We start from the raw sequence: 23,137 nt of genomic DNA, 5'->3' as shown, positions 1-23,137 counted from the left end.
ATGACCTTCCACCTCCACCGTGCCGAACGCACCGACCTGCTCGCCGACGGGCTGGGCCGGCTGCTGGCCACGCCCCTGCCCGATCCGTTCGCGACGGAACTCGTGGTGGTGCCGGCCCGCGGTGTCGAGCGCTGGCTGTCCCAGCGGTTGTCGCACGTGCTGGGGCGGGGCGGGGGGAACGACGGCGTGTGCGCCGGGGTGTCGTTGCGATCCCCGCGCTCGCTGATCGCGGAGCTGACCGACACGGCAGCGGCCGACCCCTGGTCGCCGGAGATGCTCACCTGGCCGCTGCTGGCCGCCATCGACGCCGCCGTCGACGAGCCGTGGTGCCGTACCCTGGCCACCCACTTGGGCCGGGTCGACGACCTGCCGGCCGGGGAGGCCGACCTGCGCCGCGGGCGGCGCTACGCGGTGGCGCGGCGCATCGCCGGATTGTTCGCGTCCTATGCCGCGCAGCGTCCGCAATTGCTCGCCGACTGGTCGGCGGGGCGACACACCGACGGTGCCGGCGGGTCGTTGGATGCCGACCTGGACTGGCAACCGCAGCTGTGGCGCGCGGTGTGTGCCCGGGTGGACGCCGATCCGCCTCCGGTCCGGCATCACAAAGCCGTTGCGCGCCTGCGTGACTCACCGTCGGACCTGCCGGCGCGGATCTCGCTGTTCGGGCATACCCGGTTGTCGGTCACCGATATCGAATTGCTGGGCGCGCTCTCGACGCAGCACGACCTGCACCTGTGGCTGCCGCATCCCAGCGACGCTTTGTGGCGGGTGCTGTCCGATGCCCGCGGTCCCATCCGGCGGCGCGACGACCTCAGCCACCACCGGGTGGCGCACCCCCTGCTCGCAACGCTGGGCCGCGACCTGCGTGAACTGCAGGCCAGCCTGCAGGCCGCGGCGGAGCCGGCCGTCGACGACGCCGCCGAACCCGCCGCCCACCCCGAGACCCTGTTGGGCTGGTTGCAGTCCGATATCCGCGACGACAAGGTCCGGCCGCAGTCCCGGGTGCTCGCGGATGCGGACCGTTCCGTCCAGGTGCACAGCTGCCACGGACCGGCGCGCCAGATCGACGTGCTGCGCGAGGTGCTGCTCGGCCTGCTCGCCGACGACCCGACACTGGAGCCACGCGACATCCTGGTGATGTGCCCTGACATCGAGACCTACGCGCCGCTGATCGCCGCGGGGTTCGGCCTCGGCGAGGTGGCCCCGGGCCGCCACCCCGCACACCAACTGCGGGTGCGCCTGGCCGATCGCGCGCTCACCCAGACCAATGCGCTGCTGGGGGTGGCGGCGCAATTGTTGGCGCTGGCCGGCGGGCGGGCGACCGCCGGCGAGGTGCTGAACTTCGCGACCGCCGAACCGGTGCGCGCCAGGTTCGGCTTCACCGACGACGACCTGGACACGATCACCACCTGGGTGCGGGAATCGGGGGTGCGATGGGGCTTCGACAAGGCGCATCGCGAGCCCTACCGCCTGCAGGGCTATGTGCAGAACACCTGGCGCTTCGGTCTGGACCGGGTGCTGTCGGGGGTGGCGATGTCCGATGATTCGCGCGCCTGGATCGGCACCACGCTGCCGCTCGATGACGTCGGCAGCAACCGGGTCGAACTGGCCGGCCGCTTCGCCGAGTTCGTCGACCGGCTGGCCCACCGCATCGAAGCGCTGACCGGCACCCGGACGCTGGCGGAGTGGCTGACGGCCCTGCAGGACGGGGTCACCGCGCTGACCCGGGTCGGCGGCGACGACGCGTGGCAGCCGGGTCATTTGCACCGGGAGTTCGCCCGGGTGCTCGCCGACGCGGCCGACTACGCCGATACGGCGTTGCGGCTCAGCGATATTCGCGCACTGCTCGGCAACCACCTGGCCGGGCGGCCCACCCGGGTGAACTTCCGCACCGGGACGTTGACCGTGTGCACCATGGTCCCGATGCGGTCGGTGCCGCACCGGGTGGTGTGCCTGGTGGGTCTCGACGACGGACTGTTCCCGCGGCTGGGCCTGGTCGACGGCGATGATGTGCTGGCGCGTCGCCCGCTGACCGGCGAGCGCGACATCCGGTCCGAGGATCGGCAATTGCTGCTCGACGCGATCTGTGCGGCCACCGAGAAACTGGTGGTCACCTACACCGGCTGCAACGAGCATTCGGGTGCCGTCCGGCCGCCCGCGGTGCCGCTGATGGAACTGCTCGACGCGTTGGACCGCACCACCGAGCACCCGGTGCGGGACCGCATCGTGGTGCGGCAACCGTTGCAGCCCTTCGACGTCAAGAACGTCACCCCGGGCGCGCTGGGGGCGGCGCCGACGGAGTCCTTCACGTTCGACACCACGGCGCTGGTGGCCGCGCGGGCCGCGGCCGGCGAGCGACCACCCCGGCCCGAGTTCTGCGCCGAACCATTGCCCGAACCGCCGCGCGACGACGTGTCGATCGCCGACCTGCTGGGATTCTTCCGGGACCCGGTGCGGGGGTTCTTCCGGGCGCTCGACTACACCCTGCCCTGGGACGTCGACGGCATCGACGACGCGATGCCGGTGGAGGTCAACGCGCTGCAGGAGTGGGGAGTCGGGGACCGGATGCTGGGGGACATGCTGCGCGGTATGCACCCCGACGACGCGGCCAACGCCGAATGGCGCCGCGGTGCCCTGCCGCCGGGCCGGCTGGGGATGCGCAAGGCCAAGGAGATCCGCGATCAGGCCCGGGAACTGGCGTTGGCCGCCCGCCGCTACCGGGACTCGTCGGCGGCCGCCTATGACGTCGATGTGGAGTTGGGCGACCGTCGGCTCATCGGGACGGTCTCCGGCGTGTACGCGGATCGCATTGTCTCGGTGACCTATTCGAGACTGGGACCCAAGCAGCTCATCGACGCGTGGATCCGGTTGCTGGTGGTGGCCGCACATCGGCCGCGCGGCCCCCTGATCGCGGTGTGCATCGGCCGGGACCGGCGGGCCGGCGAGGTGGCGATCCGGGTGCTGGGCACCCCCGACGGTGCGCCGGTCGACGTGCTGCGCGACCTGGTGGCGCTCTACGACGCCGGGCGGCGGGAACCGTTGCCGCTTCCGGTGAAGACGTCCTACGCCTGGGCCGAGGCGCGGTTCGGCGGCGGCGACCCCGAACGCCAGGCCGGATTCCGCTGGAACACCAACAGGTTTCCCGGTGAGCAGGCCGACGACGCCTACGTCAAGGTGTGGGGTCCCCATGCCCGGTTGGACGCGCTGCTGGCCCCCACCCGTCCCGGCGAGGAGGTCGACGGCGAGCCCACCCGGCTGGGGGCCTATGCCGCGCGGCTGTGGCTACCGCTGCTGCGCGCCGAGCGGGGGGAGCCGTGATGGAGCGTTTCGACCTGACCGGGCCGTTGCCGATCCCGGGGTCCACCACGGTGTTGGAGGCCAGTGCCGGCACCGGAAAGACCTTCGCGCTGGCCGGATTGGTGACCCGGTACCTCGCCGACGGGGTGGCCACGCTGGACGAGATGTTGCTGATCACCTTCAGTCGCGCGGCCAGCCAGGAACTGCGGGAGCGGGTCCGCGGGCAGATCCGCGACACCGTGGAGGCCCTGGACCGGCCGGCGGCGTCGACCGACAACGACATCGTCACCGCCCTGCGCGCCGGCTCCGCCGAGGACCTCCGGGACCGTCGACAACGTCTGCGCGACGCGCTGTCCGGATTCGACGCGGCCACCATCGCCACGATCCACCAGTTCTGTCAGATGGTGTTGAAATCACTGGGCGTAGCCGGTGATACCGACTCGGGGGTGCGCCTGGTCGAGGGGTTGGAGGATGTGCTCACCGAGGTCGTCGACGACCTGTACCTGGCGCGGTTCGGGCAGCAACCCGAGGATCCGCCGTTCACCCGCGAGGTCGCTCTGCAACTGGCACGCCAGGTGGTCGCCAACCCCGGCACGCAACTGCGCCCCCGGGACCCGGCTCCCGACACCGAGGCCGCGGCGCGACTGAGCTTCGCCGCCGAGGTGGTCGACGAACTGGAGACCCGGAAGCGTCGGCTGGGGATCCTCGGCTACGACGACCTGCTGTCCCGGCTGGCCAATGCGCTGCGGCCGGACGGTGACGCGCTCACCACCGCGGCCGCGGACCGGATGGCGCAACGCTGGGCCATCGTCATGGTGGACGAATTCCAGGACACTGATCAGGTCCAGTGGCAGGTCATCGAGCGGGCGTTCGCGGGCCGGGCCACCCTGATCCTGATCGGTGACCCCAAACAGGCCATCTACGCGTTCCGCGGCGGCGACATCGTCACCTACCTGGAGGCCGCCCGCACCGCCGACGAGCGCCTCACGTTGGCCGAGAACTGGCGCAGTGACGCCGCGCTGGTGGACCGGCTGCAGGTGCTGTTGCGCGGCGCGGCGCTGGGCCACGAGGACATCGTGGTGCACGAGGTCGAGGCCCGCCACCGCGGGCATCGACTCGTCGGCGCGCCGAACAACGATCCGTTGCGGCTGCGGGTCGTGCGCCGCGACGACTTCGGCACCCGGCAGAACAAGACCGTGGCGATGGACCGGCTCCGCCAACACATCACCGCGGACCTGGTCGCCGATATCAGTGAATTAATCACCAGCACCGCAACTTTCGACGGCGAGCCGGTGCGGGCCGCGCACGTCGCGATCATCGTCGAGACCCACCGCGACGCCCGCACCTGCCATGACGCCCTGACCCAGGCCGGCATCCCCGCGGTGTACAACGGCGATACCGACGTCTACGCCTCGCGCGCCGCCGAGGACTGGCTGGTGCTGTTGGAGGCGTTCGATCAGCCGAACCGCAGCGGGCTGGTGCGGGCCGCGGCGGCCACGATGTTCTTCGGTGAGACCGCCGAGACGCTGGCCGTCGGGGGCGACGCGCTGACCGACCGGGTCGCGAACACGCTGCGCGAGTGGGCCGATCACGGCCGCGAGCGGGGGATCGCCGCGGTGTTCGAGGCCGCGCAACTGGCGGGCATGTCCCGGCGGGTGCTCGCCGTCGAGGGCGGCGAGCGGGACATGACCGACCTGGCGCACCTGACGCAACTGCTGCACGAGACCGGCCACCGGGAGCGCTACAGCCTTCCGGCGCTGCGGGATTGGCTCCGCACCCAACGCACCGCCCGGGTCGGGGCCAGCGCCCCGGAGGGGGAACGCAACCGCCGCCTGGACAGCGATGCGACCGCGGTGCAGATCATGACGGTGTGGGCGAGCAAGGGGTTGCAGTACCCGGTGGTGTATCTGCCGTTCGCGTTCAATCGCCACCTGCAGTCCCGGGACTTCGTGCTGTTCCACGACAACGACATCCGATGCCTGCACATCGGCGGTGCGGACAGCCCGGACTACCGGGCCGTCGAGAGCCTCGGGAAGATGGAGGCCGCCAACGACGACATCCGGTTGACCTATGTGGCGCTGACCCGGGCCCAGTCGCAGGTGGTGGCGTGGTGGGCACCGTCCTACGACGAACCCAACGGCGGGCTGTCGCGGCTGCTGCGGGGCCGTGGCGTGGGGGAACGCGGCGTGCCGGAGCGCTGCGGGCCGGTGCCCTCCGACGACGAGGCGCAGCAGATCTTCGCCGGTTGGCAGGCGGCCGGCGGCCCGACCGTCGAGGCGTCGGTGCTCCACGCGCCCGTCGCCATCCCGCGACCGGACTTGCCGAAGGATCTGCGCGCCAGGCACTTTCACCGGTCGATCGACACCACGTGGCGTCGCACCTCGTACTCGGCGCTGCTGCGGGGGGCGGCCGATGCGCCGGCGCCCGGGGTGTCCAGTGAGCCGGATACCGCGGGCAAGGACGATGAGGGCCCCGAGCTGACCGAGTCCGGTGAACGCCCGGCGGAGCAGGCCGCCGGGATGGTGTCGCCGATGAGCGAGTTGCCCGCCGGCGCCGCGTTCGGTTCGCTGGTGCACGCGGTCCTCGAACACGCCGACCCGCACGCCCCCGACCTGGCCGCCGAACTGGCCGAGCAGGTCCGCGAGCATCAGGTGTGGTGGCCCGTCGACGCCGCGCCGACGGAACTGGCCGCGGCGTTGGTGCCGATGCACGACACCCCGCTGGGACCGTTGGCGAACGGGTTGACGCTGCGCGATATCGGGTTCGCCGACCGGCTGCGTGAACTGGACTTCGAGATCCCGTTGGCCGGAGGCGATCTGGCGACCGAGGTCGCCGATATCCGGCTTTCGGAGATGGGGCGGCTGCTCGGTGAGCAGCTGGACCCGGGGGATCCGTTGGCCGGGTACGCCGAGCGGCTCCGCAGCACCGACCTCGGTGGACAGGTGCTGCGCGGCTATCTGTCGGGATCGATCGACGTGGTGCTGCGGGTGCCGGGGGCCGGCGGCGATCATCGCTATCTGGTGGTGGATTACAAGACCAACCGCCTCGGCGCGCCGGAGCGGCCGGTGACCTCGGCGGACTACCGGCTGCCGCAGCTGGTGCAGGCGATGCTGCACGCCGACTATCCGCTGCAGGCGCTGCTGTATTCCGTGGTGCTGCACCGGTTTCTGCGGTGGCGCCAACCCGGCTACACCCCCGAGCGCCACCTCGGCGGGGTGTTGTACCTGTTCGTGCGGGGGATGTGCGGTCCGGACACTCCCGTGCACGAGGGTCAGCCCGCGGGGGTGTTCGGGTGGCGCCCGCCGCCGCAGTTGGTGGTCGCGCTCTCGGATCTGCTGGCCGCGGGAAGGCCGGCCGCATGACCGCGCCCTCGGTGACCGAATCCCGCGACCCGGTCGACCGGCGGTTGGTGCTGGGCGCGGCGGGATTGCTGCGGGACTTCAACGCCGCCGGCGTGCTCGAGGCCGCCGATGTGCACGTCGCCGCCCGGCTCGCGCAGCTCTGCGATGAGGACGTCGACGAAACCGTCACGCTCGCAGTCGCGTTGGCGGTGCGCGCGGTGCGCGCCGGCTCGGTGTGTGTCGACCTCACCACCGTGGCCGCGGACTCCGGTGCGCCCGAGCTGGATTGGCCGCAGCCGGCGCAGTGGGTGGCCGCGGTGCGGGCCAGCCCGCTGCTGGCCACGCCGCCGGTCCTGCATCTGGAGGGCGAGGGCCTGCTCTATCTCGACCGCTACTGGCGGGAGGAGGAGCAGGTGTGCGTCGATCTGCTGGGCCGGCTCACCAGCACCGTACCGGCGCACGGTCCGGCGCTGGCGGCCGCGCTGGACCGGGTCTTTCACCGGTCCGGCTCCGACGAGCAGCGGGCCGCCGCCGAGGTCGCGGTGACCCAACTGACGACGGTGCTCACCGGCGGGCCGGGCACGGGCAAGACCACGACGGTGGCCGGGTTGTTGGCGCTGCTGACCGAGCAGGCCGAGTTGGCGGGTCGGCCCGCCTTGCGGATCGCACTGGCCGCGCCCACCGGTAAGGCCGCGGCGCGCCTGCAGGAGGCGGTCGAACTGGAGATCGGCCACCTCGTCGAATCCGACCGGGCGCGGTTGACCGGATTGCAGGCCGTCACGTTGCACCGGCTGCTGGGCTCGCGGCCGGACACGTCGTCGCGGTTTCGGCATCACCGCGGCAATCGGCTCCCGCACGACGTCATCGTCGTCGACGAGACCTCGATGGTGTCGTTGACCATGATGGCCCGACTGCTCGAGGCGATCCGCCCGGACAGCCGACTGATTCTGGTCGGCGACCCCGATCAGCTCAGCTCCGTCGAAGCGGGTGCGGTGCTGGCCGATCTCGTGGAGGGCCTGGGCGGGCAGGGCCGGGTGGCCGCGCTGACCACCTCGCACCGGTTCGGGCACACGATCGGGGTGTTGGCCGGCGCGATCCAGCGCGGCGACGCCGACGCGGTACTCGAGGTGTTGCACGCCGGCGGGGACCACGTCGAGTTCGTGCAGACCGCCGATCCGGTGGACGCGCTGCGCGAGGTGCTGATGCCGCACGCGCTGGCGGTGCGCGCGGCGGCGGCGCGGTCGTCCACGTCGGCGTTGGCGGCGTTGGATGAGCATCGGCTGCTGTGCGCGCATCGGGAGGGCCCGCACGGGGTGCGGCGCTGGAACCAGCAGGTGCAGCGCTGGTTGGTCGAGCACACCGGGGAGCTGATCTGGACCGATTGGTACGTCGGGCGTCCGGTGCTGGTGACGGCCAACGACTACGGACTGGGCCTGTACAACGGTGACACCGGCGTCACGGTGCTGGCCGACGGGATGCTGCGGGTCGCCATCGCCGGTGCCGCCGGGGTGGTGGACTTCGCCACCAGCCGCCTCGCGGAGGTGGAGACCATGCACGCCATGACGATTCACAAGAGCCAGGGCAGCCAAGCCGGCGAAATCACGGTGTTGTTGCCGCCCGAGGACTCCCGGTTGCTGAGCCGCGAACTGTTCTACACCGCCGTCACCCGGGCCAAACACAAGGTCCGGGTGGTCGGGACCGAGGCCGAGGTGCGCGCCGCACTGGCGCGTCGGGTCGTGCGCGCCACCGGACTGCGGCGGCGGCTACAGCAGAGCTGAACTTCCGGCCGTCACGCCGAGAGCTCCGGCCACGCCGAGATCGACGAAATGCCGGACTTTGCGGCCCAAAGGGGAGTTTGGGCGCACAGTACAGGGGGCGCAAAGTACAGTGGCCCCCGCCGAAGCGGGGGCCACCGTGTGGGGATTGATCAGGCGGCGGGCGGCGCGCCGTTGAGCACCCGCTGCATGTCGGGAATCATGTGCTGCAATTCCTGGCCCCAGTAGCCCCAGCTGTGGGTGCCGTTGGCCGGAAAGTTGAACACACCGTTGGTGCCACCGGCAGCCAGGTAGTTGTCCCGGAAGGTGACGTTGGTCCGCAGCGTCAGCCCCTCGAGGAACTGCGCGGCCAGCAGGTTACCGCCGTTGGCGCCCGCATCGAGGTCCGACGGATTGCCGGTACCGCAGTAGATCCAGACGCGGGTGTTGTTGGCGACCAGGCGGTTGATGTTGACCATCGGATCGTTGCGCTTCCAGGCCGGGTCGGACGACGGGCCCCACATGCTGGTGGCGCTGTAGCCGCCGGCGTCGCTCATCGCCAGCCCGATCAGGGTCGGCCACCAGCCCTCGGACGGGTTGAGGAAGCCCGACATCGAGCCCGCGTAGACGAACTTCTGCGGATGCCAGATGGCGTAGGTCAGTGACGCGGCGCCGGCCATCGACAGGCCCACCGCGGCGTTACCGGTCTGCGAGATACCGCGATTGGCCGCGAGCCAGGCCGGCAGCTCCTGGGTCATGAACGTTTCCCACTTGTAGGTATAGTCCTGACCGTTGCCCTGGGACGGCTGGTACCAGTCGGTGTAGAAGCTGGACTGGCCGCCGACGGGCATGATCGCCGACAGGCCCGAGTTGTGGAACCACTCGAACGCCGGGGTGTTGATGTCCCAGCCGTTGAAGTCGTCCTGGGCGCGCAGGCCGTCGAGCAGGTAGACCGCGTGCGGTCCGCCGCCCTGGAACTGCACCTTGATGTCGCGTCCCATCGACGGCGACGGGACCATCAGGTATTCGACGGGTAGTCCTGGACGCGAGAACGCCCCCGCGGGTGCCGTGGCCCCGACAACGCCCATCAGTCCCGGCAACACGGCGGCCGCGATCGCGGCGACCGACAGCCGGCGCAGGGATGCCCTGGCCGTACCGCGCACCTTCCGGCGGATTTCTTCTGCGAGCCTCACGACTGTCGCTCCTCCATGGTCGTAATTACAAGGTTGTGTTACCTGTGTGACGCAAGTGAACCATGGGATTTCCGTTGAGCGGCCCCGGAAACCACCCTGAGCGGTCGCGGTTGCCTAACGATTACGCGTCGTCACGGACGCCGATTCGTCACCGCGTTGTGACCGAACCCCGGCGTGTCGGGGTCCGGGCGATCCGCGACGCCGCGGTGTTCGCCGCAGCTCAGCCGGGTGCTAGCAGGGCTGCGTCGGGGCGGGCGTCACGGTTGACGTCGCCGGCTGCCCGCGCCGGGCTCAGCGCCGCGGATCGTCCTCGGGATCGGGGTCCGGCCGCACCCAGGCCAGGATCATCGCCGGCGAACAGCCGCCGATCATCAGGACCGTCAGGACCATCAGGGCGCCTGCATAGGCCACCACCTCGACCTCGCCGAGACCGTGGATCGCGCCGATCAGCAGATAGCCGATCGGGATGAGCATCAGATACTGCGTGATGGTCAATCCGATGGAACGCGCGTTGTTGCGTTGGGCGACTTCGAACTCGTCGAGCGCGGCCTCCGGGGCGTCGCCCTGCCGGCTCGACACGATCTGCAGTGCGGTCCAGCTCGGGAAGAACAGCGCACAGGCGACGAGCCACAGCAATGCGGCCAACGGGACGCCGAGGGCGCACAGCACCGCCGTCGTCGCCATCACGACAAACGACAGCGCCACCGCGATGACCAGGCTGTGGCGTCGCCGGCGGGTGCGCCAGCTGGGCAGCGCTGCGGACCAGGTCTTTTCGTTCTTGAGGAAGCGCCGGGTGCGGAAATCCTGATAGCGCTGCAAGACGTTGCGGTTGTCGGTGGCTGCCTGTTCAGGCATGTCGCCTCCTTCAGGTTCGAGGGTTTCGGCGGTAGACCTCGGCCGATAGCGGGGTGAACTCCGTACGGGAGAACACCGCCTCGACCGGCAGGTCGAATACTGCGCAGATCCGCAGTGCCAGATCGAGGCTGGGATAGTGGTCGCCGCGTTCGAGCGCCCCCACGGTCTGCGGGTTCACCGCGATGAGGTTCGCCAAGTCAGCCCGGCTCAGCCGCCGTTCAGCGCGCAGCACGCCGATACGGTTGTAGATGGGCAGCGAGGCACCCCGTCGGACCGGACTCACCCAACCAAGCGTTGGGAAAACCCAACGATCTGTCAACCCCTTATGGCGATTTGGGTGCGCTCAGTGGCGCTGAGCGCGCCCAACCGCACCGAAATCACCGGACCAGGCGGCGCAGCAGGGCCGAGGCCGAGATGACGCCGAGCACCGCGGCCACCACCAGCACCGCGAGGTCCAGCAGCAGGTTCGACGGCGTTCCCAGCAACAATCCGCGCAGCGCGTCCACCTGATAGCTCAGCGGGTTGATCGCCGAGAGCCACCGCAGCCATTCCGGCATGATGTCCACCGGATACAGCGCATTGGAGGCGAAGAACAGCGGCATCGTGATGGCCTGGCCGATGCCCATCAGGCGGTCGCGGTTGCGGACCAGGCCGGCCAGCGTCATCGACAGGCAGGCGAAGAATGCCGAGCCCAGCACCACCACCGCCATGGCGGCCAGGATCCGCAGCGGGTTGACGGTCATGGTCACGCCCAGCAGATACGCGATCGCCAAGACGCCGATCACCTGGACGATCGAGCGGACCCCGGCGGCGAAGGCCTTGCCGGTGATCAGCGCCGAGGCCGGCGTCGGGGTGACCATGAGCTTGGCCAGGATGCCCGCATCGCGATCCCACACCAGCTGGATGCCGTAGAAGATCGAGATGAACAGTGCCGACTGCGCGATGATGCCGGGCGCCAGGAACGCCAGGTAGGACACCGAGCCGGTGTCGATGATCCGCAGATGCGAAAACGTCTGCCCGAAGATCAGCAGCCACAGCGCGGGCTGGACCATGCGGGTCAGCAGTTCGGTGCGGTCGTGACGCAGTTTCTGTAGTTCGACGGCCGCGAACGTGAGCATGCGTTCGAGCAGTCCGCGGACCCGGCGCCACCCGCGTGGTGCCCGCATCAGGTCCGGGGCGGGGCCGGATTCAACTGACACGGCGGGCAGTCCTTCGGCTGGAACGGATTTCGCGTAGCCCCCGCTTGGAGGTGTCGTCGTCCAGGTGGGAGCCGGCGTAGTGCCGGAAGACGTCCTCGAGGCTGGCCTGCGGTCCCACGGTGGCCTTGAGTTCATCGGGGGCGCCGACGGTCTGCAATCGGCCCTGGTGGAGCAGTGCGACCCGGTCGCACAGCGCGTCGGCTTCCTCCATGTAGTGCGTGGTGAGCAGGACCGTCATGCCGTACTCGTCCTGCATCTGCTGCACCTGCGCCCAGACGTCGTCGCGGGCGATGGGGTCCAGTCCGACGGTGGGCTCGTCGAGAATCAGCAGTGCGGGCCGATTGACCAGTGCCTGCGCCAACTCGAGGCGGCGGACCATGCCGCCGGAGTACGTCGCTGCGGGTTTGTCGGCCACCTCGGTGAGGTTCATCGTCGCCAGCGCGTCGGCCACCCGGCCGGCACGTTCGCGGCGGGGCACGTCGTACAGCCTGGCGAACCACTGCACGTTCTGCCGGCCGGTCAGCGCGGACTCGATCGAGAGTTGTTGTGGCACATAGCCGATGTTGTAGCGGATGGCCATGGTGTCGGTCCGGGTGTCCAGGCCGAAGATCAGGACCTGGCCCTGCTGCGGTGGCGTCAGCGTGGTCAGTACCCGCACCGCGGTGGTCTTGCCCGCGCCGTTGGGGCCCAGCAGTCCCATGGTTTCGCCGCGGCGGACCTGCAGGCTCAGCCCGTCGACGGCGGTGACGTCGCCGTAGCGATGCGTGAGGTCGCGGCAGTCGATCGCCAGCTCGGTGGTCATTGCGGCTGTCCTTCGTCGAGCAGCTGGGTCATCTTGTTCAATACCGCCAATCCTGCTGTGAGTGCGTCGATCTCGTCGTCGCAGAGCTGATCGAAGGCGACCGCGAGGGCCGCACGTCGCGCCCGACGGGAGTCGTCGGCGATCCGCTGCGCCTCGGGGCTGAGCCGCAACCGGCCCACCCGGCGGTCGGCCGGATCCACGTCGCGGATCACCAGGCCGTCACCGGAGAGCTTGGACACCAGCGTCGAGGCCGTGTTGGCGGCCAAACCGAGTTCGGCCGCCGCGGCGCTGATCGAGATGTCGGGGTGCCGCCCGATCAGCCGCACGAGTTCGGCTTGGGATTCGGTCAGGCCTGCGGTGTCGAACGCGCGGCCGGCGGTGCGCCGCACCTGGCGTCGGAACCGGCCGACCGTCCCGAACAGGTCGGCCGTCAGGTCGGAGTGGGTGGTCACGCCGCCACAATACCTCTGCGTCAGAGGTATTCTCCGGTGATTTCGGTGCGCTGGGCGGCGCTGACCGCCTCTGGGCGCACCGAAATCGCTCAGGGCAGGCGGTGCAGGGTCACCTCGGACAGCGTGCCGTCGGCCGCGGTGGCCGTCATGTAGGTGCAGTACGGCTGTCGGCGCCGATCGGTCGGCGAACCGGGGTTGAGCAGCCGCAACCCGGTGGCCGAGGTGGTGTCCCACGGAATGTGGCTGTGGCCGAACACCAGCACATCGGTGTCGGGATAGCGCCGCGCCATGCGGGCCTCCCGCCCGGCGGCCGCGCCGGTTTCGTGGGTCACCGTGAACCGCAGCCCGGCCAGCGTGACATCCGCGCGTTCCGGCAACCGGGTCCGCAACTCCGGCCCGTCGTTGTTGCCCCAGCACGCGACCAACCGCGTCGCGCGCTGCTCGAGCGCATCGAGCAGTTCGAGGGCCATCCAGTCGCCGGCGTGGACGACGACGTCGGCGCGGTCGACCGCCGCCCACACCGCCGCCGGCAGGTCCTTGGCCCGCGTCGGGACGTGGGTGTCGGAGATCAGCAGCAGCCGCATCAGCTGGGGCCCAACACGTAGTCACCGGACTGCGGGTGGTGGTACCAGCCGCCGGCAGCCTGGGTGCCGCCGTCGACGTGCAACGTCTGGCCCGTGATGTAGCTCGCCAGTTCGGAGGCCAGGAAGACCGCGGCACCGGCCAGGTCGTCGACGTGGCCCGCGCGGCCGGCCGGCACGATCTGCGCCAGTCGCGCGGAATGGTCCTGCTGGGCAAGCGCCGCCAGCCCCTCGGTCAGCGTGATGTCGGGCGCCAGCGCGTTTACTCGGATGCCATGAGCGGCCAACTCCAGTGCGGCCGTGCGGGTGTAGTTGATGACGCCCGCCTTGGCGGCCGAGTAGGCGGCGTACCCCGGCGCGGCCCGCACCCCTTCGATCGAGGTGACGTTGATGACGCTGCCCGGCTCCTCGGCGGCGACCAGTGCCCGGGCCACCCGCTGCGTGCAAAGCAGGACGTGGCGAAGGTTGCTGCGGTAGAGCGCATCCCAACCGTTTTCCGTGGTTTCCAACAGCGGCGAGTGGAACACCCCGCCGGCGTTGTTGACCAGGATGCTCACCGTGCCCAGCTCGTCGGCCGTCCGCGCCAGCGCGGCATCCACCTGCTCGCCGTCGCGGACATCGACCGTCAGCCCGAGCGCACCGATGGCTTCGGCTGTCGCCCGGCAGGTTTCGGCATTGCGTTCCCAGATCGCCACCTCGGCGCCGAACGCCCGCAACCCCTCGGCGATCCCGCGACCGATCCCGGCGCCACCCCCGGTGACCACGGCCACCCGGCCGGTCAGCGACAGCAGCGCCGGACTGATCGTCACCGCCGCACCTGCCCGGCGTCGACGGCGGCCAGGCAGAACGCCACCACCTGCTCGATCTCGTCGCGTCCGGGTTCGGACTGCTCGGCCGCGTGCTGGCGAAGCACGCCGCTGACCGTCGTGAACAGCGCGTCGGCGTCGCGAGCCGGGTCCGCGGAGCCCAGGTCGGTCAACGGCCCGACCAACAGGTCTCGCATCGGGGCGGTGATCTGCCCGTCCGGGACCGAGCTGAACTGGCTGAGCACCGCGCGGCTGCGGGCGGTGCGGCGGGGCTCGCCGACCTGGCCGAGCGCCCCGATGACCCAGGCCCGGATCTTGGCGACCGGACTGTCCTGGGCGGCCATCTCCCGGCTCAGATAGGCCGCGGTGATGTTGACGCCGCGTTCCATCACCGCGAGCAGCAACTCGTCCTTGCCGGTGAAGTAGCGGTAGAACGCGGCATTGGAGGTACCGGCCGCGGCGACGATGTCACTGACCCTGGGCGGCGCCGGGCCGGTCCGCTCGATCACGCCGAGCGCCGCCGACAGGATCCGGTCGACCTCCTCGGCGGCCTCCCGTTGACGGGCATCCAGCGCCCGCTCAATCGCCGCGTCAATCCGAGACCTCACGAGCAAAGGATAGGCATCAACACCACCGGCATGGCAGCCGTTGTCGCGGTACTGGTTGACTGACGCCGGAACGACGTCGGGCCAGAAAGGGCGCGCAATGATCGGAACGTCGGGTTCGGCCACCCCGCTGGCCGGGGTGCGGATCGTCGAGGTCTCGAGTTTCGTGGCGGTGCCGCTGGCCGGGATGACGCTGGCTCAGCTGGGCGCCGAGGTGATCCGGGTGGACCCCATCGGCGGCGCCGCCGACTACCGCCGGTGGCCGCTGACCGAGGACGGCGAGAGCATTTACTGGGCCGGCCTGAACAAGGGCAAGCGGTCGGTCGCGGTCGACATGCGCAGCCCCGACGGGCAGGAACTGGTGGCCCGGCTGGTCGCCGAGAGCGGGCCGCAGGGCGGGATCCTGATCACCAACGTCGCCGGGCGCGAGTGGCATGGATACGACGCGCTGGTCGCCCGGCGCCCCGACCTGATCCACCTGGAGGTCTCCGGTCGTGCCGACGGCGGCACCGGGGTGGACTACACCGTCAACGCCGGCCTCGGATTCCCGTTGGTCACCGGGCCGGCGACCGAGTCCGGGCCCGTCAACCACGTGCTGCCGGCCTGGGATGTGGCCTGCGGGTTGTACGCCGCGCTCGGCATCGTGAGTGCGCTGCGGCACCGCGACGCCACCGGCGCCGGCAGCCGCATCCGGTTGCCGTTGGAGGACGTCGCACTGGCCACCGCCGGAAACCTCGGTTTCCTGACCGAGCCCATGGTGACCGGATCGCAACGGCAGCGGCTCGGAAACTCGCTCTACGGCCAGTACGGCGCCAACTTCACCAGCAGCGACGGCATTTCGTTCATGCTGGTGGCGCTGACCCCCCGGCACTTCCGCGACCTCGCCGAGTTGACCGGAACCACCAAAGCCGTTGCCGCCCTTGCCGAGGCACTCGATGCCGACTTCGCCGACGAAGGGCAGCGATACCGGCACCGCGACGCGCTCACCGGTTTGTTCAGCGTCTGGTTTGCCGACCACACCGGCGAGCAGGTCGCCGCCGGACTGGCGGGCACGTCGATCCTGTGGGAGCGCTACCGCACCTTCGCCGAGGCCAGCGCGGATCCGAAGGTGACGCAGAACCCCTTGTTCACCGTGCTGAATCAGCCACGCATCGGGGAGTATCTGGCACCGAGCCTGCCGCTGGAGTTCGACGGCAGCCGGAACCCAGCCGTGGCGTCGCCCGCGCTCGGTGACGACACCGAATCGGTGCTCGGCGAACACCTGCGGATCTCGGCAGAGGAGACCGCCCGGTTGCGTGAAAGCGGCGCAGTAGCAACATCATCCGACGATATGAGTCGTCAGTGAGCGCGCTGCGCAAAGTCCTGGAACTGGAATCTGTCGGCGCCGATGTGTGGGTGGGTTTCGGGTACGGTCCGGCGGGCAAGCGCGCATTCGGTGGGCAGTTTCTGGCGCAGTCGCTGGCCGCGGCGGCCGCCAGCCTGACCGACCCCGCCGCCGACGTCGCCCCGACCAGCCTGCATCTGCAGTTCCTGCGCACCGGCGAGGCCGTCGAACCCACCGAGTACACCGTGGAACGCACCCACGACGGACGGACCGCCATGACCCGCCGCGTGGTGGCGCGCCAAGCCGGCAAGATTCTCACCACCGCGACGGTGTCGTTCTCCCGGCCGCTGCCCGGTCCCGAGCACGGCAACCGCGGAGCACTGCCGCACGACCCCGCCGAACTCGATCGCACCGGGCCGCCGGGTCCCGCGCCGGGCCTGCCGCTCGACGAACTCGACATCCGGGTTGCCGACGAGGGTGCGGGACCGGAGTTCGTGCGCCGATTGTGGTGGCGTGCCACGGTGGCGCTGCCCGAGGACGCCCTGCTGCATGCCTGCGCGATGCTGTTCGTCACCGACGTCTACATGATCGACCCGGCGCTGCAGGTGCACGGCCATTCGATGCGGGCACGCACGCACCGCAGCGGCACCACTGACGCGGCGGTCTGGTTTCATCGACGTGTGCACGCGGACCGGTGGAACCTGGTGGAGTCGCGTTCGCCCGCCGGGGCACGGGGCCGCGGTGTCGTGACCGCCAGTCTGCTCGGGGCCGACGGCGACATCTGCGCGACGCTCGTTCAGGAAGGCCTGATCGCCGAGCGTGAAAGCTCAAGCACAACAACAAAGTAGGAGGAATCAGCATGCGGAAGTTCACTTCGGCCTCAGATCTGGTTGCGGCCCAGGGCGAGGAACTCGGCACCAGCGACTGGGTGACCATCACGCAGGACGCGGTCAACCTGTTCGCTGACGCCACCGGCGACCATCAGTGGATCCACGTCGATCCGGAGAAGGCGGCCGCCGGACCGTTCGGTGGCACCATTGCGCACGGCTTCATGACGCTGTCGCTGTTGCCGGTGCTGATGCACAAGATCTACTCGGTGGAGGGCATCAAGCTCGCAATCAACTACGGGCTGAACAAGGTTCGCTTCCCGGCGCCGGTACTGGTGGGCGCCAAGGTGCGTGGTACCTCGACGCTGACCAAGGTCGAGGACCTCGGCGACGGCGCATTGCAGTTGACGGTGACCACGACCGTCGAGATCGAGGGCGGCAGCAAGCCCGCCTGCGTCGCGGAGAGCATCCTGCGCTACATCTTCTGATCGGCGCAGCTTCCGATTTCCGCGAGCGGGCGTGTCCCCGGCCGACACGCCGCGTGTTTGGCCGGGACTGCGCACGCTCGCGTCGCATAAGTGAAGTGCTCGGCGCCCTCGTGGTCTTTACGATCGACCCATGAGCGCACTATTGACCGCCGCCGATGTCCGCGATGCCCGCTTCCGCAAGCCCCGATTCGGCCGCCGCGGCTACGACGAGGACCAGGTCGACAAGCTGCTCGAGGAGGTGGTCGCGCGCCTGGAGGGACGCGGCACGCTGACGGCCGCCGAGGTGCGCGAGACCCGGTTGCGAAAGCCGCCGGTGGGCAAGCGCGGCTACAACGAGGACGAGGTCGAAGAGCTGCTGGAGCGGATAGCGTGCACGCTGGAGGCTCTTCGCCGCTAGCGGGCCTCGCCTTGTGCGGCCTCAACCCGCGCGCCGCCCCCGCCGCGCCGCCCCGCCGCGCGCGCTTCGCTCGCCTCGCCGCGCGCGCTTCGCTCGCCTCGCCGCGCGCGCTTCGCTCGCCTCGCCGCGCGCGCTTCGCTCGAGATTGCGTTGGTGGCTTCGAGATTGAACTCACGGCGGTTTTTCGGCCGAAGTACTGCCATCCCGGCAATCTCGAGAGCGTGATTGCAATCCCAACGCCAACAGTGCAATTCCAAGGCCGGCAGCGCAATCCCGCAGGGTCAGTAGGTGTCGAGGCCGATCTTGATGGCGACGGCCAGGCCGGCGGCGCCGATCAGCAGTCGCAGCGGAGTGGCGGGGGCGTGACGCACCACCACCGGTCCCAGCCGTGACCCCAGCAGGCAACCCAGGCCCAGCGGGACGACGGCGGCCCACGCCACCGGAGCCAGCACCGCAAACACCACTGCCGCGACAAGATTGGCGATACCCAGTAGCAGGTTCTTCGACGCGTTCGCGTGCGCCAGGCTCGCCCCGCCGGCGCGCAGGAAAACGGCCAACAGCAGCACTCCTGCCGCCGCGCCGAAATAGCCGCCATAGATTGCGATCAGCAGGATCGCAATGGCTTCAAGAATCTGCACCTGCCGACGACGTCGGGGCTTGTCCTCGGGCGATCGCGGGCGTCGAGGCAACAGGATGGCCAGCGCCGAACCGCCGAGCAGGATCGGCACGGCCCGCTCGAAACTCTCCGCGGGGGTGTAGAGCAGCAGGAACGCGCCGGCCGCGCCACCGATCGCGGCCATCGGCCAGACTTTGCGCAGCCACGGCCCTTGCCCTTTGAGTTCCGGCCGCGAACCCAGGACCGAGCCGACGCCGTTGAAGACGAGCGAGACGGTGTTGGTGACGTTGGCCGTCACCGGCGGCAATCCGACGGCGAGCAGCGCGGGATAAGTGGCCACCGACGCCAGCCCCGCGACACTTCCGGTGAGGCCGCCGGCGACGCCTGCGACGAACAGCAGGAGGGCATTCATCGAAGCGGAGGTGGACTCGTGGCACGCATGACGGCGGCAAGCGTGCCACACCTACCCCGCCAGTGCGCGGCGAGCGTGCGCGATCCCGGCCAAACACCCGGCGTGTCGGCCGGGAACACGCCCGCTCGCGCTGGGAGGGGGGCGGTGGAAGGGGGGCGGTGGGAGGGGGCGGTGGAAGGGGGGAAGTTACAGTTCGGCGGCCTCGATCTCGAGGCGCTCGGCCAGCCGGGCCTGCGCCTCCGCGCGGCGGGTCGGAAGGTGCGCCGACGGGAACATGGTGTCGACGGGCTCGTACTCCTTGAGGGTTCGGCGCGCCAGCGTCAGCTTGTGCACCTCGGTGGGGCCGTCGGCGATGGCCAGCGACTGGGCGGCCACCATCATCTTGACGAACGGCATCTCGTTGGAGACCCCGAGCGCGCCGTGCAGATGCATCGCGCGTTGCACCACGGCGTGCAGCACGCCCGGCATCGCGACCTTCACCGCGGCGATGTCGCGCCGCACCAACTGATAGTCGTGATGCTTGTCGATCAACCACGCGGTGCGCAGCACCAGCAACCGGAACTGCTCGATCTCGATCCAACTGTCGGCGATCTTCTCCTGCGTCAGTTGGAAGTTCGCCAGCGGACCCTGTCGGGTCTGCCGCGACACCGCGCGCTCGCACATCATGTCGAAGGCGCGGCGGGCCAACGCGATGGTGCGCATCGCGTGGTGGATCCGGCCGCCGCCGAGCCGGGTCTGGGCAATCGCGAAGGCCTGGCCCTCACCGCCGAGCACATGGTCCAGCGGCACGCGGACATCGGTGTAGCGCACATAACCGTGGGTGCCGTGGTCGGCGGATTCCGATCCGACTCCGACATTGCGGACGATCTCGATGCCCGGGGTTTCGGCCGGCACGATGAACAGGGACATCTTGTCGCGGGTGCGCGCAGCCGGGTTGGTGACGGCCATGACGATGAAGAAGCTGGCATGGCGGGCGTGGGAGGAAAACCACTTCTCGCCGTTGATCACCCACGATCCGCCGTCCCGTTCGGCGCGGGTGACGAACAGGCCCGGATCGGAGCCGCCCTGCGGTTCGGTCATCGAATAGCAGGAGCTGATCTCGCCGTCGAGCAGCGGTTGCAGGTAGCGCCGCCGCTGATCGTCGGTGCCGAACAGCGCCAGGATTTCGGCGTTGCCCGAGTCCGGCGCCTGGCAGCCGAACACCGACGGCGCCCACCGGGAACGCCCCAGGATCTCGTTGAGCAAAGCGAGCTTCACCTGCCCGTAGCCTTGCCCTCCTAATTCCGGGGTCAGGTGCGCCGCCCACAACCCGTGGTCGCGGACCTGCTGCTGCAGCGGCCGCAGCGCGGCCATCACCACCGGGTTCCATTTGTCGTAGGGGTCCAGCGGCAGGAAGTCCAGCGGTTCGACCTCGGAACGGATGAACTCGTCGACCCAATCGAGCTTTTCCTGGTACTCGGGGTCGGTTCCGAAATCCCACATAGTGGATCACCGTCCTGTCGGTGTTCGGCCGGGCGCCTCCGTGTCTACCGCAGATTGCCGCGGTGAGGTAGACCTGTACGCATGAAGACTCACCTGAACTGTCCGTGCGGAGAGTCCATCGTCGGGACCGACGAGGACGACTTGGTCGAGAAGACCCAGAAGCACCTGGCGGCGAACCATCCGGAGCACGAGTACAGCCGCGACGAAATCCTGTTCATCGCCTACTGATTCCTAGCAGCGGGTCAGCATCACCGATCGCCGCTCGGTAGTGGCGAGAAAGTCCTCGATGAGGTCGACCACCTCATCGGGGACTTCGACGTGCGGTGCGTGGCCCGCCGCGGGCAGCACCTCCAGCCGGCTGTTGGGCAGGACTTGGTGTGCGGCGTGCCCGTCCGCGACGGGGACGACGGGGTCCTGCTCACCCCACAGCAGTAGCACCGGCATTTGCGACGACGGCTGCGGGCGGTCGAGCGCGCTCGCCGCGGCTTGGCCGCGGACGTCCGCGGCCGAGCGCACGGTGCTCAGGACGGCGTGGCGGGTGTCGGCATCCGAAAGCTTGGAATAGGCGCTCCACAGTTGCGCTCCGCGTTGCGAGCGCACGCCGGCGCCGGCAAGCCAGCCGCGCACGACGTTGCCTGCGGTCAGCACCGGCCTGGGCGTCACCGCCGGGAGCAGGTATTCGGCACCCGGGGCGGCCAGTGCTCGCAGCATCCAACTCGGCTCCCGGCCCAGCCCGCCGGAGCCGATCAGGATCACCCGATCGCAGCGGTCGCGGTGCTGGTGGGCGAACTGCATCCCTATCCCGCCGCCGAGCGAGTGCCCGACGAGGGTGACCCGCGCGATCTTGAGCGCGTCGAGAAAGTCGCGCAGCCACACCGCCGATGCGCTCAGCGAGTGGTCGCCGCGCGGCTTGTCGGATTGTCCGTGGCCGAGCAGGTCGGGAGCCACGACGCGGCGCCCCTCGGCCAGCGCGGGCATGATGTCGCGCCACGTCGCGGAACTACCCGACATGCCGTGGACGAGCAGGAGTGTCTCGGCTCCGCCCGCGTCACCGGAATCCCGGTAGGCGATGCGGTCGCCATGCAGGTCGAGGTAACGAACTTGGTCCATGTGCGCGACGATAGCCGCCCCTCCTGCCAGCCGGGTTACTGACGAGTAACAAGCGCTCCTGAATCGCCGTATTCGGCCCGCTGACCTGCATGCATAACAGTTCGATCACTATCGCCGACGAGTGCCCGGCAGGCCCGGTGACGCGCACCCAGCGCACCTAGGGGAACGTCAGCGCCAGCACGCCGAAGGCCAGCAGAATGAGCACCCACGCGCCGATCGGGACCCAGTGACCGTACGGCTTGCGGGCGGTGACGAAGGACAGCGCTATCGCAGCCACCGCGACGGCGGGCGCGCCGTACACCAGCACGGTGAAGCCCAACTCGCCGAAACCCGGCCGCGGGCACGTTTGATCGCTACTGCAGCCCGCCGTCCCCATCACCTGGACGAACGCGAAGATCACCACCGCGGCGGCGCCCAGCAGGGTGCTCAGCGCCAGTACCCAATTACGAACGGGGTTGGCGGCCGAGGGGTGCGGGGCGGGCGCGGTTGCTGGGTTGTCGCTCATGTTCTCCTCCCGGAAGCCATTGAAGGCCCGGCTGGGTGAGCCGGGCCTTCAATGGGGCTGGTTGCCGGGTCCGAATTACTGCTCGGCCTCTTGGCGCTTCTCGGCGGCCTTCGCGGCCCCGCGCGCCGACTCGGCTTCGGCCTCCTTCTGCGCGACGTCGCGCTGAGCGTCGGCCTTGTCCTGCTGGGCCTTGCCCTCCTTGGTGAGGTCGTCACGACCGGTCACCGTGCCGACCGCTTCCTTGGCCTTGCCTTTTGCGTCCTCGACGATGCCCTTGATGCCTTCTTGCGGACCGCTGTTGTCGGCCATATGCACTCCTCCCGCGGATCTCTACGATTTGTCCACAAGCCCAGAAACGGCTCGTGGGCGTGGGGTTCCTCGATCCGGTTCTGCCTAAACATGGCCGACGAGAGCAGCCCGCATCAGCAGGCGGTGTCGCCACGCAACGGGCTGTTTCCGGTGGTGCGAAACTCGATCCAATCCGCAATCGCGGTGGCGTGGTCACCGAACCGCTCGTAGAACCTGCCCAGCAGGATCAGGTCGACGGCCTGCTGTACGCCACCGTCCCAATCCCGGCTCATCAAGACCGCGAACAGTCGCCGATGCAACTCGTCGACGGAGTCGTCGGTCTGCCGGATCCGGTCGGCGCGGACGATATCGCCGTCGACAACAACGGCGGCCGCCGCGTGGGCGAGGTCGACGACCAGCCGGCCCATCGCTTCGAAGTAGCCGGCCACCGACTCGGTGACCACGGGTGCGGGCCGACGACGATGCACGGTCCGCGCGACATGCGCAGCGAGTTCACCCATCCGATCGGCGTCCGAGGCGATGTGCAAAGCGGACACCACGTAGCGCAGATCGCGGGCGACCGGGGCCTCACAGGCCAACGTCACCAGTGCCGATCTCTCCACCTTGCGGTGCTTCATGTGCAGCTCGGCGAGATCGTCCTGCATTGCGGCGGAGTCGAATTCGTCGTACCGCAGTAACGCCGTGGTCGCCTGCGCCATCACGGAACCGGCGAGGGCGCACATGGCGCTGGTGTCCTCGGTGAGCGCGTCGAGACGTTTTCGGAAGGCGCTGCGCGTGGGCAT

The 23,137-nt window shown here is 69.8% G+C and carries 23 protein-coding genes; 8 read left to right on the top strand and 15 right to left on the bottom strand.

All coding sequences use genetic code 11. The annotated features are described in order from the left end of the window. Genes recC through recD form a run of 3 tightly spaced genes read left to right on the top strand, consistent with a single transcriptional unit; the run spans window position 1 to window position 8,416 of the window. On the top strand, window positions 1-3,318 hold the full coding sequence (recC, locus tag RCP80_RS22875) for an exodeoxyribonuclease V subunit gamma (RefSeq protein ID WP_308479855.1): 3,318 nt from the start codon (window positions 1-3) through the stop codon (window positions 3,316-3,318). Then, window positions 3,318-6,659, top strand: a complete 3,342-nt coding sequence (locus RCP80_RS22870; RefSeq protein ID WP_308479854.1) for a UvrD-helicase domain-containing protein — start codon at window positions 3,318-3,320, stop codon at window positions 6,657-6,659. Before recC ends, RCP80_RS22870 begins: the two co-directional genes overlap by 1 nt. Continuing rightward, a complete protein-coding gene (gene recD / locus RCP80_RS22865) occupies window positions 6,656-8,416 on the top strand; it encodes an exodeoxyribonuclease V subunit alpha (RefSeq protein ID WP_308479853.1) in 1,761 nt (586 codons plus the stop codon). Before RCP80_RS22870 ends, recD begins: the two co-directional genes overlap by 4 nt. Window positions 8,417-8,565: 149 nt before the next feature. On the opposite strand, the gene RCP80_RS22860 is transcribed toward recD, so the two are convergent. The 9 genes from RCP80_RS22860 to RCP80_RS22820 form a co-directional block, all read right to left on the bottom strand. After that, window positions 8,566-9,585 (bottom strand): esterase family protein, encoded by a 1,020-nt coding sequence (locus tag RCP80_RS22860; protein ID WP_308479852.1) that lies wholly within the window; start codon window positions 9,583-9,585, stop codon window positions 8,566-8,568. Between the two features lie 291 nt (window positions 9,586-9,876). Then, entirely contained in the window at window positions 9,877-10,440 is a 564-nt protein-coding gene (locus RCP80_RS22855) for a hypothetical protein (RefSeq protein ID WP_308479851.1), read from the bottom strand. A 10-nt stretch (window positions 10,441-10,450) separates the two neighbouring features. Then, window positions 10,451-10,723, bottom strand: a complete 273-nt coding sequence (locus RCP80_RS22850) for a helix-turn-helix transcriptional regulator (protein WP_308479850.1) — start codon at window positions 10,721-10,723, stop codon at window positions 10,451-10,453. A 94-nt stretch (window positions 10,724-10,817) separates the two neighbouring features. Then, complete coding sequence (locus tag RCP80_RS22845; protein ID WP_373693552.1) at window positions 10,818-11,606, bottom strand: ABC transporter permease; 789 nt, start codon at window positions 11,604-11,606, stop codon at window positions 10,818-10,820. Window positions 11,607-11,628: 22 nt separating this feature from the next. Continuing rightward, window positions 11,629-12,441, bottom strand: coding sequence for an ATP-binding cassette domain-containing protein (locus RCP80_RS22840; protein ID WP_308479848.1), 813 nt, complete (start codon window positions 12,439-12,441; stop codon window positions 11,629-11,631). After that, window positions 12,438-12,893, bottom strand: coding sequence for a MarR family winged helix-turn-helix transcriptional regulator (locus RCP80_RS22835; protein ID WP_308479847.1), 456 nt, complete (start codon window positions 12,891-12,893; stop codon window positions 12,438-12,440). The genes RCP80_RS22840 and RCP80_RS22835 overlap by 4 nt, the downstream gene beginning before the upstream one ends. Window positions 12,894-12,982: 89 nt before the next feature. Next, entirely contained in the window at window positions 12,983-13,477 is a 495-nt protein-coding gene (locus tag RCP80_RS22830) for a metallophosphoesterase family protein (protein WP_308479846.1), read from the bottom strand. After that, window positions 13,477-14,283 carry an SDR family NAD(P)-dependent oxidoreductase gene (locus RCP80_RS22825; RefSeq protein WP_308479845.1) on the bottom strand — a complete coding sequence of 269 codons (807 nt, stop codon included), beginning with the start codon at window positions 14,281-14,283 and terminating at the stop codon, window positions 13,477-13,479. The genes RCP80_RS22830 and RCP80_RS22825 overlap by 1 nt, the downstream gene beginning before the upstream one ends. Beyond that, complete coding sequence (locus RCP80_RS22820) at window positions 14,280-14,888, bottom strand: TetR/AcrR family transcriptional regulator (RefSeq protein WP_308479844.1); 609 nt, start codon at window positions 14,886-14,888, stop codon at window positions 14,280-14,282. Before RCP80_RS22820 ends, RCP80_RS22825 begins: the two co-directional genes overlap by 4 nt. A gap of 97 nt (window positions 14,889-14,985) precedes the next feature. Here RCP80_RS22820 and RCP80_RS22815 point away from each other — a divergent pair, with 97 nt between their 5' ends. The 4 genes from RCP80_RS22815 (at window position 14,986) to RCP80_RS22800 (ending at window position 17,921) form a co-directional block, all read left to right on the top strand. Beyond that, on the top strand, window positions 14,986-16,230 hold the full coding sequence (locus RCP80_RS22815) for a CoA transferase (protein WP_308479843.1): 1,245 nt from the start codon (window positions 14,986-14,988) through the stop codon (window positions 16,228-16,230). Next, on the top strand, window positions 16,227-17,057 hold the full coding sequence (locus RCP80_RS22810) for an acyl-CoA thioesterase (RefSeq protein ID WP_308479842.1): 831 nt from the start codon (window positions 16,227-16,229) through the stop codon (window positions 17,055-17,057). Before RCP80_RS22815 ends, RCP80_RS22810 begins: the two co-directional genes overlap by 4 nt. Before the next feature lie 11 nt (window positions 17,058-17,068). After that, entirely contained in the window at window positions 17,069-17,524 is a 456-nt protein-coding gene (locus tag RCP80_RS22805; RefSeq protein ID WP_308479841.1) for a MaoC family dehydratase, read from the top strand. 130 nt (window positions 17,525-17,654) lie between these two features. Next, a complete protein-coding gene (locus RCP80_RS22800; protein WP_308479840.1) occupies window positions 17,655-17,921 on the top strand; it encodes a DivIVA domain-containing protein in 267 nt (88 codons plus the stop codon). Window positions 17,922-18,202: 281 nt separating this feature from the next. Here the strand turns inward: RCP80_RS22800 and RCP80_RS22795 are convergent, their stop codons facing one another. Together RCP80_RS22795 and RCP80_RS22790 are read right to left on the bottom strand one after the other, a co-directional pair. Then, on the bottom strand, window positions 18,203-18,949 hold the full coding sequence (locus RCP80_RS22795; RefSeq protein ID WP_308479839.1) for a sulfite exporter TauE/SafE family protein: 747 nt from the start codon (window positions 18,947-18,949) through the stop codon (window positions 18,203-18,205). Window positions 18,950-19,135: 186 nt separating this feature from the next. Next, window positions 19,136-20,431 carry an acyl-CoA dehydrogenase family protein gene (locus RCP80_RS22790; RefSeq protein WP_308479838.1) on the bottom strand — a complete coding sequence of 432 codons (1,296 nt, stop codon included), beginning with the start codon at window positions 20,429-20,431 and terminating at the stop codon, window positions 19,136-19,138. 81 nt (window positions 20,432-20,512) lie between these two features. Between RCP80_RS22790 and RCP80_RS22785 the strand changes: the two genes are divergently transcribed. Next, window positions 20,513-20,659, top strand: coding sequence for a DUF1059 domain-containing protein (locus RCP80_RS22785; RefSeq protein WP_308479837.1), 147 nt, complete (start codon window positions 20,513-20,515; stop codon window positions 20,657-20,659). Between the two features lie 3 nt (window positions 20,660-20,662). Here RCP80_RS22785 and RCP80_RS22780 read toward each other — a convergent pair whose 3' ends face one another. From RCP80_RS22780 to phoU, 4 genes are all read right to left on the bottom strand, one after another. After that, window positions 20,663-21,541: an alpha/beta fold hydrolase gene (locus tag RCP80_RS22780; protein ID WP_308479836.1), complete on the bottom strand. Its 879-nt coding sequence runs from the start codon at window positions 21,539-21,541 to the stop codon at window positions 20,663-20,665. A 157-nt stretch (window positions 21,542-21,698) separates the two neighbouring features. After that, window positions 21,699-22,046: a hypothetical protein gene (locus RCP80_RS22775; RefSeq protein ID WP_308479835.1), complete on the bottom strand. Its 348-nt coding sequence runs from the start codon at window positions 22,044-22,046 to the stop codon at window positions 21,699-21,701. A gap of 75 nt (window positions 22,047-22,121) precedes the next feature. Next, entirely contained in the window at window positions 22,122-22,355 is a 234-nt protein-coding gene (gene mbp1, locus RCP80_RS22770) for a microaggregate-binding protein 1 (RefSeq protein ID WP_308479834.1), read from the bottom strand. A gap of 113 nt (window positions 22,356-22,468) precedes the next feature. Then, window positions 22,469-23,137 (bottom strand): phosphate signaling complex protein PhoU, encoded by a 669-nt coding sequence (phoU, locus tag RCP80_RS22765; protein WP_308479833.1) that lies wholly within the window; start codon window positions 23,135-23,137, stop codon window positions 22,469-22,471.

The organism is Mycolicibacterium sp. MU0053 (assembly GCF_963378095.1).
Taxonomy (GTDB): domain Bacteria; phylum Actinomycetota; class Actinomycetes; order Mycobacteriales; family Mycobacteriaceae; genus Mycobacterium; species Mycobacterium burgundiense.
This window is presented reverse-complemented; position numbering and strand designations above follow the sequence as displayed.

Coding starts and splice junctions, on each gene's coding strand:
- recC (WP_308479855.1), top strand. CDS start 1: ATGACCTTCCACCTCCACCGTGCCGAACGCACCGACCTGCTCGCCGAC.
- RCP80_RS22870 (WP_308479854.1), top strand. CDS start 3,318: ATGGAGCGTTTCGACCTGACCGGGCCGTTGCCGATCCCGGGGTCCACC.
- recD (WP_308479853.1), top strand. CDS start 6,656: ATGACCGCGCCCTCGGTGACCGAATCCCGCGACCCGGTCGACCGGCGG.
- RCP80_RS22855 (WP_308479851.1), bottom strand. CDS start 10,440: ATGCCTGAACAGGCAGCCACCGACAACCGCAACGTCTTGCAGCGCTAT.
- RCP80_RS22845 (WP_373693552.1), bottom strand. CDS start 11,606: ATGCGGGCACCACGCGGGTGGCGCCGGGTCCGCGGACTGCTCGAACGC.
- RCP80_RS22840 (WP_308479848.1), bottom strand. CDS start 12,441: ATGACCACCGAGCTGGCGATCGACTGCCGCGACCTCACGCATCGCTAC.
- RCP80_RS22830 (WP_308479846.1), bottom strand. CDS start 13,477: ATGCGGCTGCTGCTGATCTCCGACACCCACGTCCCGACGCGGGCCAAG.
- RCP80_RS22815 (WP_308479843.1), top strand. CDS start 14,986: ATGATCGGAACGTCGGGTTCGGCCACCCCGCTGGCCGGGGTGCGGATC.
- RCP80_RS22805 (WP_308479841.1), top strand. CDS start 17,069: ATGCGGAAGTTCACTTCGGCCTCAGATCTGGTTGCGGCCCAGGGCGAG.
- RCP80_RS22800 (WP_308479840.1), top strand. CDS start 17,655: ATGAGCGCACTATTGACCGCCGCCGATGTCCGCGATGCCCGCTTCCGC.
- RCP80_RS22795 (WP_308479839.1), bottom strand. CDS start 18,949: ATGAATGCCCTCCTGCTGTTCGTCGCAGGCGTCGCCGGCGGCCTCACC.
- RCP80_RS22790 (WP_308479838.1), bottom strand. CDS start 20,431: ATGTGGGATTTCGGAACCGACCCCGAGTACCAGGAAAAGCTCGATTGG.
- RCP80_RS22785 (WP_308479837.1), top strand. CDS start 20,513: ATGAAGACTCACCTGAACTGTCCGTGCGGAGAGTCCATCGTCGGGACC.
- RCP80_RS22780 (WP_308479836.1), bottom strand. CDS start 21,541: ATGGACCAAGTTCGTTACCTCGACCTGCATGGCGACCGCATCGCCTAC.
- RCP80_RS22775 (WP_308479835.1), bottom strand. CDS start 22,046: ATGAGCGACAACCCAGCAACCGCGCCCGCCCCGCACCCCTCGGCCGCC.
- mbp1 (WP_308479834.1), bottom strand. CDS start 22,355: ATGGCCGACAACAGCGGTCCGCAAGAAGGCATCAAGGGCATCGTCGAG.
- phoU (WP_308479833.1), bottom strand. CDS start 23,137: ATGCCCACGCGCAGCGCCTTCCGAAAACGTCTCGACGCGCTCACCGAG.